The following is a 12,072-nucleotide window of genomic DNA, read 5'->3' as shown; positions in this document are numbered from 1 at the left end:
GATAAGCATACACTTATCTGATTCGCAAGGGATTCCATTGTTACAAGCCGATCCACATTTGCCGCCCCAACTGCCACGACACGGATCCGCTCTGCACGATGCCCATAACCTCGCGGCCGAGCTGACGGTCGATAACCGGCCGCCACGGGACAAATGTGAATTAATGGGGATTTCTCGACCACGGCGAACTTGCCACTCGATAGCTGCACGGTGCGTGTGAACTTGCCGCTGACATTCTCGCCGTCCGTGGCGGTACAAAACGGCAGCCCTTTGCTCTGCACCATCTCCGTGCCGACACGGACAACCTCCCGCTCGCGCAAGGTGGCGAGAAGGTAGCGCCTGTAGGAGATGCGGCCATCTGGGGCTCGGGTGGTGTCGCGCTGCTCGACGTTATACTCGCGCCGCTGGTCCATGGCCTCGCGCACCTGCTGACCGAAGCCGGTCGGCGCAAGATCAGTCGTCTCGCCATGGATCAACCGCCGATCGGATCAGGTCGAGCCGTCCGATCCGATCTGCTTGCCCGACGCCGAGCCGAATCCGTTGACGCTACAGGTCGGGGCCCACACACTGCTCTCTTTCAGCGAGACGTCGATTCCGGCATAATAGTCCATGGCTGTTCCTCTCATGATGCTGAGGCCGATCGCTCGGACCTCGTTCCAAAACATCATCATTCTGAGGGACAGCCACCCAACTGGCTACACGTGAGACGCTGGCCCATTACAGCATCTAGGTGGCCGACTACTCATAAGATCGAAGCCAAATACGAATTGAAGCAAGTCCATGTTCATATTGCGTTCGATCTTAGCGTGTCTGCCGGAACAGACCTTGTTCCGGCCCCTAATCCGCTGCAGGCTGATCAACTCGCGCACTTTCGACGTGTTGTCACTACGAACAAGCTTCTGCCAGCAACGAGAGTCCTTTCTTTGCGCCAGCCAGCGGAATGTTCTCAGTATCCTCAGAGAGCGTGACCCTAAGTGTCTTTCCGTTGAGAACCTTCAGCAGGTCTCCTTTCAGGGATGTCTCCGCGCCAAGCATGACCTGGTTGTCGAGCTCCTGTTGCTCAGCTAGCATGGACAGCGATATCTGACCTTTCTCCGATGCAAATTCGACTTCAGCACGCATGCCATCGCGCACCCGGTCCCGGTCATCTACATAGTTCACAGAAAACTGACGATCTTGTATGTCGCAAGTGAGGATCAGGCTTTGCATTCCGGTCTCGGGTATCTCGTAAGAGAGATACAAGAACCTGCTTTCACCTTCGCGATATTGCCAGCGCATCTCCTGTGCCTCAACTGGAAACAGGGACCACATTCCAGCGGCAACTGCCGCAATAAATCCAAGGTAAGATCGTTTCATATTATTGTGCCTCTTTTATTAACCAGCCGACCGTCCGTTATAGACGACCACCGTTTGGCTGCGCAGGAGATAGTGGGTTGCATCAGCTATGAATGACATTATCCGGCAACGCAAGAGCTGGTTCGTTCGAAGTCAACTGGCCAGCTATAGCGCTACGTTCAGGATGAGACGCGAGCGACAAGCTGGATGAGATTCTTATGTCGCGGTCACGCTGACGTTATCAGGCAGATTGTCGCTGGCAAGTTCTCCTTCGTTTTCTGATTGGGGGCGGAACAAGAATTGTGCAGAATCGTATGTGGCCCTTATCAACCAAAGACATCTACGGATGACTTGATGATGCCGCCGCCTTCCAGGCTTCGACGCATTTGCCGACCGATGGCAGCGCGGAATACTTGCAGCAATTGCAGTGCCGGCGGCACTCGCGACCAGAGGGTTTTCATGCTTTCCTTACCATTTCGGCTTTTCCGCACAGCTTGGCCAACACCAATGCGCTGGGACCAACGGAATCCGATCTCATGGAAATATAGATCGGCAAGTTCCGGGCTGATATGATGAAAAACACCTGCGATGGTTCGGCGGACCCGAGCGTTAAACCCCTCAACTGAATTAACGTGGGCGGTATCTCGGACATATTCACGGCTGGAGTGATTGACGGTCTCGTGCGCTGCGAAGCTTTCGCCAATGGCCACGATGCCTTTGCCTCGTCACTCATCAAATGTGCCTGAAGCTCGACTTGTGGCGAAATCGCACCTACGGCAGCTCGCAATGAAAGACCGGTAACAAGATCGGCGCGCGCATCGCCAGCGATGGAGCCGGGAGAACGTCTGCTGGTCGCTGAACAATAGCCACGACTGGTGTCTTCTGCGTTTTTCCTGCCCTTTGCGGCCTCTTCCAGGCGATGGAACATCAGGATGTTTGCGTGGCCTGCCACCAAGATAGAAATGGTCAATCTCTACCGTGCCGTCCAGCATGTTTTCGCGCGCCACCATACGACGCAGAGCATGGCCGATCCGCCAAGCTGTAGACTGTCTCACCCCGAGTGTTTCGGCGAGACGAACGGAGGACAAGCCTTTGTCCGACTGCAGCAATAGCCACATCGCCTTGAGCCAGGTACTCAAGGGAAGTTTCGTGGCGTGCAGGGGCGTATGTGTTGTCGCCGTAAACTGGAAACGGCAGTCGCCGCTGGAGCATTGATACAGACCCGGTCTCGCGCGGCGCTTACCGACGTCGCGGCCAGCTATCGCGATCGAGCGCTTGTAACCACAGGCGGGACAGATCCTGCCATTCGACCATACCATACTTTCCAGCAAATGACGGCAATGCTCCTCGTCCCAAAACGCGGTGACCATGTCATCAACGGTCCGAATATTGGAAAGTGTTGCCAGTATCATTTCAGACATACTTATCTCCAGCAGGACCGACCGAAGAACCGCATGCAAGTCCCTATATTACAAGAAATTTGCTGTCTTTCGTTGATAAGGGCCCCGTACGGTTTTGCACTGCTCTTGTTCCGACCCCCAATTCAGGACTCCGTTCGAAGGGACTCTTCTTAGATGTCGGCTACGTCGCGCAGCCGCACGCCGGAGAAGTTGGCCGCACTCAACGCATCAAACATCGCGCGGCTGCAGATGGGAGGTGCCCCCATATGATCCTGTCGGAAAATACGGGCATCACCCACAACATCCTGTTTAAACACCAAGCTGGCTCCGCCAACGAGGCTATAAAGTTTCTCGTCCTCGTCGGTCTGATAATTGTGGTCGAGCTTAATCCTGACGCGAGAGGAGGCTTCATCCAGGGCATCGAGTCTACGCAGTACATTGCCTAGGTAGTACTGAGGGCCGGGACTCCCGTCAGCAAGGCTGAAGTTGCATGCCACAAATGCAAACGCCTCGGCGTCCATCTGCTCAAACAGTTGCTTCAAAGGTTCCGACACAACCCATATGCCAGCGAATTCTTCCAGATCGCGCGGCATTACGCCCTTGTCCGGTACATGAACCAGGTGGGGACGCTCCAGATACTGATCTTGCATTCCGTTAGGAGGCGAGACGACATTCATCCCTGCATGGATCAGCTTCTCTTCGTTGGCGATTTCTATGCCGGGAACCCTGCCGTTGCCCAAGGAGCTGGCGTCGACCAGGAAAAACTCGCCCTTATGACGTGCGGCTTCGGCTGAAATTCCAATGGCGGTCGGTTGGGTCACGGTGGCTTCCATCATGATTGCGGGGGCAGAAGGGGAAAGCAGTTGAGCCGATGCTAGCCGGGCTTTAGTGCCGCCACAAGTCTGTCAAAATAGTGTTTGATTCACGTGAGTCTCCGGGCTACCGGAATAATTGCCGACAAGATGTGCAATCCGAGAGCCGAGCGGTGGAGCTGCTTGCGCATTGGCATACCCCTCGGGAAGGTGTTCGCCCCCGGGTCTCCGGAGCATATCCAAGATTTCCCTTTTTGGAAACAACGCGTTCCCGGTGTGCACAATAATGTCCTGCGGGTGCACGGCATCAGGGCGGGAGCTATTTCGTACGATTCCGTCAGACAATGGTGAAGCCATGGATATCGGGGAATGAGCCGAGCGCATCGAGAAAATGAAATTCCATAGAGACCACGCGGAAAAATACCTCCGCTGCCCGAGCATTCTTGCGACCACTTAAATTATACCAGGCCAAAGAAAAAGCAAGCAACGTCCGTGGATTACAACCGGGGAAAACACTCCATAATTATGGAGATATATCATAAGAGATTCGCGATCTACAAATGGAACCTTCTTCAAAACTTACACTCGGGTGTTCTTCATCCATTTTTACTCGCGGGGCAGTTACCAAGTGGCGGGCGGACTTCCAATGGTTCGCTTCGATCGACCTGTAGGGGAATCGAACTTTTCGATGATCCGAATACGGATGCCCTTGCTGCCGGAGGATTTCTAGCAATGATTCATCACCCTCGACCTGCAACATTCCATCTGCCCAACACACGAACTGAGATACTGCAATTGGCTCAGCACATATCCACTTCAAAAAGCAGTCTTGAGCCGAGCTTCGTTCAATACATCGACCAATTCGTCCGCGCCACTATTTGGAAGCTACCTTTTAATCTCGTCGTCCCTGTCGTGAACGATAGGACGATATCTACTCTACATCAGGCAGCCCATTTGAATAAGCTTCCATATCTTCTGCGAAAACCCATCCCTGTGGGCAATCAAGGTAGCCTTTGATACTGTCTGGGCGGCACTTGGCCATAATCGTCTGGTATCTGGTTGGCAGTGGCGCAGGCTTTTTGCATAGCTCTCCACCTTTGCATTCTGGACCGTAGTCCATCGGCAGTGCCATGACATAGTATTCGGTATCGTGCATACCTACCTGTGCGGCGGCTCTGATACAGACCAGTTGATTTGGTGCCAATGCTCCTTCAGTCTTGCCCTTGGTGCCAGTGGTGGCAACATCTTTTCTCAGGGACGTGGATTTGTCGTTGGTTCTGCCAAAATAGGCTGCCTTTGCACAATCGCCATAAACACGAACATTGTAATAGTCGCCGCGCTCAGTATTGCCAGCAACGCAATCGCCGTTTCCGTTCGCACCGCAATCTATGCCAGCAGATCGCAGTAAATCCGCCCTGTCACGGCTGGACAAATCACCTGTTTCACTCGCCCCAGCTATAGAATGGGAAAATAAAAATATTGCCGAGATTAATCCGCAGGAAATGGCGCTTAAGCGGTTCCTAGAAAACATTTTGCGAGCTCCGAACTTTACGAATTAATCCGCAATTCAACGATCATTTTCCGAGCAAACCCACACTATTTCGTGATGAAGATCAACCGTATTTCACGGGGCAACGAATATATCTATACACTCGACAATTCAGGTGGAGTTTTCTCCCGATCATTGGGCTCTATACGCTCAATTGGTTAAGCTGTGAGCATTTTTCAATGGTATTGGACGTATATCCGCTTTTGATCCTCGTCCACGTGGTCTTGTTGCGGCATATCCGTAGACGAGGTTCAAAATCGGGACTGATCTGCATGTTCCTGCTACCCTGGACAATGGAACCGTAACGCCCCCAGATCATGACTGCATATTCAGCCTGGCTATGTCCACCAGCGAGCTCTGTTCTCCCGATCACAATGGAAACGTCCGACAGGCGATCGTCAGTTCCGTGACCTTTGGATATGGCAAGGTTCTTATCTTGTTCAACATGCCGGAGAAGACTGCTGATGCGATAAGTGGCTTTGAAACTCAACGCGCGTCGATCGGGCGGACAGTTGGCCGCTCGCGTGAACGACACGACTCACTGCAACCAGTTTGCCCGCTCGACAAGCTCTTCGTTTGCCATAGTGGATAAGCTTATTAAGAAAGTCTCTTGCGCAGTCTAGCTTTTCTGATTTCAAGTGTCGTGCGAATCTGTTGAAGAATTACCATGAGGTTTGCTGTCAGGAGGGTTCTTTGAAAAATTCAACCAACTGGGTGTTGGGCGCGACAGCTCTCCTGACAGTGTTTGCGAAGCCAGTGTATGCTGCGCCTGAAGCGACGTCTTCCACTGTGAAAATTCCTGCAGAGCGTAAGCAATGCGCTTTCAGTGCATGGACGTCGTTCCGTGCAAACGCACCAATCAAAGTGCGTGCAGAACCCAGCATGACCGCGGAAGTAGTTGGACATTTGCCTGTATCGCGGGCAAACGATGACGCCGACACGGCTAGTACTGAGTTCAATGTCGTTGAGGCACAGTCTGGTTGGCTCAAGATAGAAAATGCTTCGGACCCTGTGGAGCCCGACGAGGATGGGCGAACTTTGCCATCCCAGGTGCTCTATCAGGGTATTGGCTGGGTATCTGGGGAGTTCGTCCAGGTGGGTATACAATCTGCCTTGGGTTATGAGCGCCCAGACGCTGGCAGTGCTCTCCTGGTTGATTTTGGAGATGACTGGCTTACCGACGCCGCAGAGATTACTGCGATCAGGGGCTGCTCGGCTGAATGGCTGCTGATTGAATATCGCCTTCGCAGTGTCGACGATGCTTCGGAAGCTTCGCAACAAAGCACGATCGGTGACCGGAAAACAGGGGTGGCATGGTTCCGCGGAATCTGCGAAAATCAGTTCACGACCTGTGATATGAAATCGGTAGATCAGCGCAAGTGAAAACGAACGAGGTAAGGAACCTCAAAAAGATAGACGGACCTCTCGAGAGGCTTCCAGAGTGTCGGCAAGTCATCTCGAATATCCGGTTGTTTAACCTGAACGTTTTTAATTCGGATGTGCCCGCAAATAGCAGTAATTGGTGAATTCAGATGAATTGTTGATAAACATGTGACGTGTTGCTTTTTTGAAAAAGAAATCATTGCAAACTCTCGACAAGCGACGCTAAAGAAACAATGGTCATCATCGAGTGTAGAATATGAATCCTGTCAATCATTGCTTCAGTTTCATTGTATTATTAGCGGCATTCGCATTTTGTTGCAGCCCGGCCAATGCTCAGGCCGGTTTCGATTGTAAAAAAGCATCGACGGAGACAGAAAAGGCGATTTGTTCTGATCCGGAGATTGCTGAATCCGACCGGGGAATGACGGTTTCATATAAATCGCTTCTTGACAGGGCAGGAACGAAGTTAAGGGAGGCGCTTCGTGCAGATCAGGCAGCCTTTCTCAAAATTCGGACAGAGGCTTTTGAAAGTAGTTTAGCCAATCGCGATATGAGGATGCAGAAGCTGCTTGATTACACCGATATGCGGGCAGAATTCCTTAACTGGATCGCTGTGACCGACCAGTTATCTCTTGAAGGCACCTGGAGCAATGCTCAGGGCTCTGTCGTCTTGAAGAGGAAAGCATCTGGTGGTCTGGCAGTGAAAATTGATGTCGCAGATCAAGCTAACGGAAGTTGGGTTTGTAGTTTCGAGGGCGACCTTGAGCAGGGGTACACGGATGAAGCCAAGCTGCAAAGCGCAGGCGGCCCCCTCGTGCTGCGTCTTGATGGAGCTACCTTGAAGATTCCAACGCCTTTTTGTGACGGCTCGACATCAGGTGGTTTCGGCTCTGCGGCAGGGACTTATTTTCACGTTGGCGCAAGCCCGTCTTGATTGCGATCAGTTTGTATGTCCGCAATGCGTGCTCCAGGATTCGCAAAGAGCACGGTACCGCGCAACAATAGCCGGAACTTCGAGCAATCTTGCTGAGATTACTTAAATCAGGGGCATTCATGAACTTCGCTTTTCGCTTCAGATCGGGTCGACTGCTTCTTGCACTGGGTTTGCCCCTTGCCTTGGCAATGCCCAACGCGCCCATATCGGTCCAGGGACAAACTCTCGTTGAAAATGGCTCAGCTGACCCCGCATCGATAGAAGAAAGCCTGAACATCTGGGAACGGCGTCTCGTTCAGGAGGGCCTTGTCCTTACCGGATATTACAATGGTTTTGCGGATGGCGAATTTGATCCAATCAGTCGCAATGCCATTACAAACTACCAGAAGGACCGCAACAGGCCGGCCTCCGGAAGGATTTCCGGCCAAGATGCGCTCGAATTGAGCGATGTTGCCTTGAAGCTTCGCAAACAACTTGGATGGGGGCCTCTGGAGAACTCGCTATCCAGGATGACGCTGTCTTATCCTGGCGCAATTTTGACAAAGCGTGACGAAAATCAGATCGGCGGGGAGACATTACAGTCCGGTGACGGTTCGATTGTGTTGAAAACTGCGCGCTTTGCCAATAGCAGCTCGAGCGACTTCGAGCGTCTTTACGCCAGATTTGTCAATGAAGATGGCAATGCGATTACGTATAAAGTCAAGCGTCCCAACTGGTTTATTGTTTCCGGGGCTAGCCAGAACCGCAAATTCTACACACGCTTCGAAGCGAGCGGCGATGAAGTTCGCGGGTATGATCTCAGCTGGAACGAAGATGAAAACAGCAAGCTGGTCGACAATATCTCGGTATTGATTTCGAACAGCTTCCACCCGTTTGGGGAGAACACATCGGATGGGGATCCAAGCTACCCCACATTGATCCGTCTTGCGAATGCTGCGAGTGCCGATGCACCGGCGACTGCGCCACAGCGACAAAGCACGACAGACCAGTCCACGGCATCGGACGATACGCAACCGTCTCGGACTGCTTCACAGTCCACTTCAACCGGGCTTACTGAACAGCGTGAAGATGCCCTTCCTCCACCCACGGATGGCTCCTTGGTCACCACGGACGGAAAAGGGCTGCGTTTCGTCTACCATTATTTCCCGCCGCAGGATGCCACACTCGATTACGCTTACAAATGGGCGAGCGATACACATCTTTTCCTCAATATTCCGGAGATCAATGCGCTTGACGGGCTTTTTGTGACTCCGCGGCAACTGCATTATGTCACGCGCCAGTGCGATACGATAAACGCGTTTTACGATCCACAAAACAGCGCAATTTTCCTATGCTATGAGATGATTGACGATCTCCTGAAGATGGGACAGTCCTTGTCGAAGGATGCTTCTGATCCTGACGGCTTGGCCGCGGAATTCGTCAAGAACAACCTTCGTTTTATTCTGTTGCACGAATCCGGCCATGCCTTGATAGACCTGCTGGATATCCCCGCTGTGGGGCGAGAAGAGGATTCCGTTGACCAATTGGCAGCTGTCCTTCTGCTTATGGGTGTTGATACGCGTGAATCCAGAAATGACATCGCGCGTGTCCTTCAGCTGGCGTCGGTCTGGTTCAAGATCAACAGCCAGCTGGCAAATACGCCGGATGTTCGGTCATTTGCTGATGAACATTCCCTCGATGCGCAACGTTATTACAATCTGCTCTGCATCGTTTATGGGCGAGATCCAGAAAATAACCGTGCAATCGTGGAAAACGGTATGCTGCCAAAAGAGAGGGCTGCGCGCTGTCAGGACGAGTCATCTAAAATCAGCCGTTCATGGGCGCGCTTGACCGTGCCCCATTTTTCCCCGCGATTCAAACCAAAGGAAGATGACGGTCAGCCCCCTGCGGGAGCCACAACTCCAGGTCAACCTGCTGCCAGAAATCCGCTCGAATGGGATCGCAAGTCAAATCCGTTCGCAAACTAGAATACAGACCCATCCAGTTAAATATTGGGTATTACTGATCGAAGCATGAATCATTTGTCGGGAAGAACTGTTTTACATCCAGCATACAGGTCAGTCGTTATCTGGGACGGCCCATAAAAAGGGATTGAGGTATGCTGTCAAGTGAACACTGTAAAAGGTATTATTTAGGAGTTAATGCTCATATGAAACGTTCCAGTCTCATCCTTGGTTGCATGATGACCATGCTAACGACACTGCCTGCGGTCTCATCAGAAAAGCCTTTGATAGAAATGACCGATGTTGATCGTGACACGGTACCGGCTGGCACACCCGCCGCGTTTGAAGTTGCATTTCCACAAGCAAGCCAGAATGAGGCGGTACGCAAAATTGGAGATGACAATTTTCATTTCGTACCTCTTGCATTCATCCCGCTATCCGACACGAGAACCGCCCTTGTGAGCACCGGTGCAAATGAATGTACAGGAGCCGCCTGTTCCGGGATGAACGCGGTGCATTATCTTGATCACGAAGCCGGAGAACCCAGGTATCCGTTCACACTTCGTGGGGAGTGGTTGAACGTTGGAGCCGTTGGGTCTGTCGGGAATCCTGCAGAACGATGGGGATGGTCATCGGATATCAGTGATGCTCCGGTTCTCTACACAGAAGGTGGCGGTGGCGGACAAGGGCTCTTTTGCTATTACGCCATTCTGACTGAGCTTACGGATTCGGGGCCTTTTGAGCTCGCCAGGATTCCAATCGAATATTCCAACGCAAGCAGCGACGACAATTCGGCACAGATCAACGGTGCCATTACTGCCGCTGACAAAGGCCGGAGCCTCACCGTTTCCTATAAGAGTGGCACGGAGACGTTTCAGGAAATCTACCATCGTACAGAGGACGGTCGCTTCAAGCTTGATGGACAGACACGCGTTCCAAGCTGCTGATTAATCCCCGTCTCCAGATCATGGAGACCTAAACTTGATCATACATCTTCTTTAAATAAACCGCTGATAGACAGGTGAAATCAATGCTTGCAAACGTATTCCCTATTCTGCGTGTGATAACAATGGTGTCTTGCGTCACGGCAACGGGTGTGGCGATGGCCGAAACACCTGCGGGCGAGGATATGGCCGTAAAGGAAATCAGCCAGTTGTCTGAGGCCGATCTTGATATAACAACGCCGGGTGGAAAGTCTTTCATCCAGAAGATTGCACCCGAAGCAGGTACGGCCTGTGCATTGCCGAGCGACAACCGGCTCGATTTTGATCAGGTTTGCTCATGGGCGCTGGCTGCAGAAACCGGGTTCGGCATTTTAATTGGCATAAAGGACAACAGGATCGTCAGCTTTGTTTCGCCTTTCACGCCTGAAAAGGACAATCTGTGGGAATGCAAAGCCACGCTGCAGGACGTACCTGAGAGCGATATGAAAACCTGTAATATCAAATCCGCTTCCCCCGAAAAACGCCAGCATTGGGCATCGAGCTGGGCAAGCTATCTGGACTCAATCAACTAGCAATTTGCCAGAGTTAAAACCGATATCGCCCTGAAAAGCGAGCAAGCGATCAGGAATTCCCTTCAGCTCTAGACCCGGAGGGTAGAGCAATCTGCCTCTTGATGGTCTCGCTTCTTATAAGCATCGGCGCGCGCCCGCCCTGAGCGGCCGAATGTAGTCTAGTTGTTGCCAGAATCCTCAACGTATCGCGAAGTTGCCAACAGGTACGAGTCGAGATCACGGGATCGCACGGCGCGGGACGCGCGCGTCATTCCCGGACTGAGACTTGCCGCTCCAGGTCATGATTGCCGTTAATGGTCCGTCTGGCCTGGCAAAATGCGCACATCCTGCGTCATAGACCGCGTCAGGAATATCTGCGGCCTGTGTCGCACCAATAAAGACACCCTCTTGCCAGATTCTCGCCCACTCCTGTTCGTCATTTGCAAGTTCCGCCCGTGCGGCTTCCAGTTCCGCGCGGCTGTTTGCAAGGATCGCTTGGGCATCTTCTTCGGTAAGCTTACGGCACAATTGTCCGATCATAACCAGACGCTGGATACGTGCATCAGTTCTGGCGATACCTTTGAACCTCTCTTGTGCAAGCGATGCCGACTCTGAAATCTCGGGCGCTCCTGCGATCACCATTAGAAGGAAAACCGATAGCCAAACATTTATTGGCGCTTGAAACCATTTCATCTTTCTATCCTGCGGAACAAACAGAAGGACTCAGCCCTGAGAGACACCGGAGCGCCCCACGAAGGAGGACGTATCGCCTGTATAGAGAAAAAGGCACGATTGTTTCAGTGTTACTGAGTCGACGATATAACTCAATTCATCGCCGCTGCTTGCCGAGGTATGTACTAAAACTTTGGGGAAAACTCTATCCTCACTTTCGAACCGGCCCGAACTGTTGAGTTAACGGGGCCATAGTCAGGGCTGAAAGTCGGGTGCCAAGCTCGGAGCACGTTATCCGATAACCATTCCAGCTCGAGTTGCTCGTCCGCTACCTTGCTGTCGAATTGAACCAATGCATTCACAAAAGAGTTGCAGGGTTCTGATCTGCTGGCCTCCAGCACTGAAACCTGCACCATTTCGGTCCATTGCAAAAATGCACCTGCTTGCGGACATTTGCGAACCTCGACGTGGACAGACTTGTTGGGAGATGGCAAATCGACGACAATTTGGTCAGGGCCGCATGCCGTCAATATGATCAAAAGACAACAG

At 52.2% G+C, this 12,072-nt stretch carries 10 protein-coding genes and 2 pseudogenes; 5 read left to right on the top strand and 7 right to left on the bottom strand.

Translation table 11 applies throughout. The features are described from left to right. Positions 1-40 precede the first annotated feature (40 nt). From QLQ11_RS21005 to QLQ11_RS20980, 6 genes and pseudogenes are all read right to left on the bottom strand, one after another. Positions 41-485 (bottom strand): annotated as a pseudogene (locus QLQ11_RS21005) (DUF3363 domain-containing protein); the annotation flags it as partial. Between the two features lie 3 nt (positions 486-488). Further along, a complete protein-coding gene (locus QLQ11_RS21000) occupies positions 489-611 on the bottom strand; it encodes a hypothetical protein (protein ID WP_283735537.1) in 123 nt (40 codons plus the stop codon). 274 nt (positions 612-885) lie between these two features. Beyond that, positions 886-1,356, bottom strand: a complete 471-nt coding sequence (locus QLQ11_RS20995) for a hypothetical protein (RefSeq protein WP_283735538.1) — start codon at positions 1,354-1,356, stop codon at positions 886-888. A gap of 305 nt (positions 1,357-1,661) precedes the next feature. After that, positions 1,662-2,756, bottom strand: a pseudogene (locus QLQ11_RS20990) (IS1595 family transposase). 149 nt (positions 2,757-2,905) lie between these two features. After that, complete coding sequence (locus tag QLQ11_RS20985) at positions 2,906-3,556, bottom strand: imm11 family protein (protein WP_371836007.1); 651 nt, start codon at positions 3,554-3,556, stop codon at positions 2,906-2,908. A 922-nt stretch (positions 3,557-4,478) separates the two neighbouring features. Continuing rightward, a complete protein-coding gene (locus tag QLQ11_RS20980; protein WP_283735540.1) occupies positions 4,479-5,078 on the bottom strand; it encodes a hypothetical protein in 600 nt (199 codons plus the stop codon). A 711-nt stretch (positions 5,079-5,789) separates the two neighbouring features. On the opposite strand from QLQ11_RS20980, the gene QLQ11_RS20975 reads away from it, so the two are divergent. From QLQ11_RS20975 to QLQ11_RS20955, 5 genes are all read left to right on the top strand, one after another. Beyond that, positions 5,790-6,479 carry a hypothetical protein gene (locus QLQ11_RS20975; protein ID WP_283735541.1) on the top strand — a complete coding sequence of 230 codons (690 nt, stop codon included), beginning with the start codon at positions 5,790-5,792 and terminating at the stop codon, positions 6,477-6,479. Between the two features lie 256 nt (positions 6,480-6,735). Further along, positions 6,736-7,413, top strand: a complete 678-nt coding sequence (locus QLQ11_RS20970; protein WP_283735542.1) for a lysozyme inhibitor LprI family protein — start codon at positions 6,736-6,738, stop codon at positions 7,411-7,413. A gap of 119 nt (positions 7,414-7,532) precedes the next feature. Continuing rightward, entirely contained in the window at positions 7,533-9,380 is a 1,848-nt protein-coding gene (locus tag QLQ11_RS20965; protein WP_371836006.1) for a DUF4344 domain-containing metallopeptidase, read from the top strand. A 182-nt stretch (positions 9,381-9,562) separates the two neighbouring features. Next, positions 9,563-10,303: a hypothetical protein gene (locus QLQ11_RS20960; protein ID WP_283735544.1), complete on the top strand. Its 741-nt coding sequence runs from the start codon at positions 9,563-9,565 to the stop codon at positions 10,301-10,303. Between the two features lie 83 nt (positions 10,304-10,386). Beyond that, positions 10,387-10,872, top strand: coding sequence for a hypothetical protein (locus tag QLQ11_RS20955; protein ID WP_283735545.1), 486 nt, complete (start codon positions 10,387-10,389; stop codon positions 10,870-10,872). Between the two features lie 216 nt (positions 10,873-11,088). Here the strand turns inward: QLQ11_RS20955 and QLQ11_RS20950 are convergent, their stop codons facing one another. Then, positions 11,089-11,544, bottom strand: a complete 456-nt coding sequence (locus QLQ11_RS20950) for a hypothetical protein (RefSeq protein WP_283735546.1) — start codon at positions 11,542-11,544, stop codon at positions 11,089-11,091. Positions 11,545-12,072 lie beyond the last annotated feature (528 nt).

The organism is Ochrobactrum sp. SSR (assembly GCF_030067775.1).
Lineage (GTDB): Bacteria > Pseudomonadota > Alphaproteobacteria > Rhizobiales > Rhizobiaceae > Brucella > Brucella teleogrylli.
The sequence above is the reverse complement of the archived record's forward strand: the minus strand, read 5'-3'. Positions and strand labels throughout refer to the sequence as shown.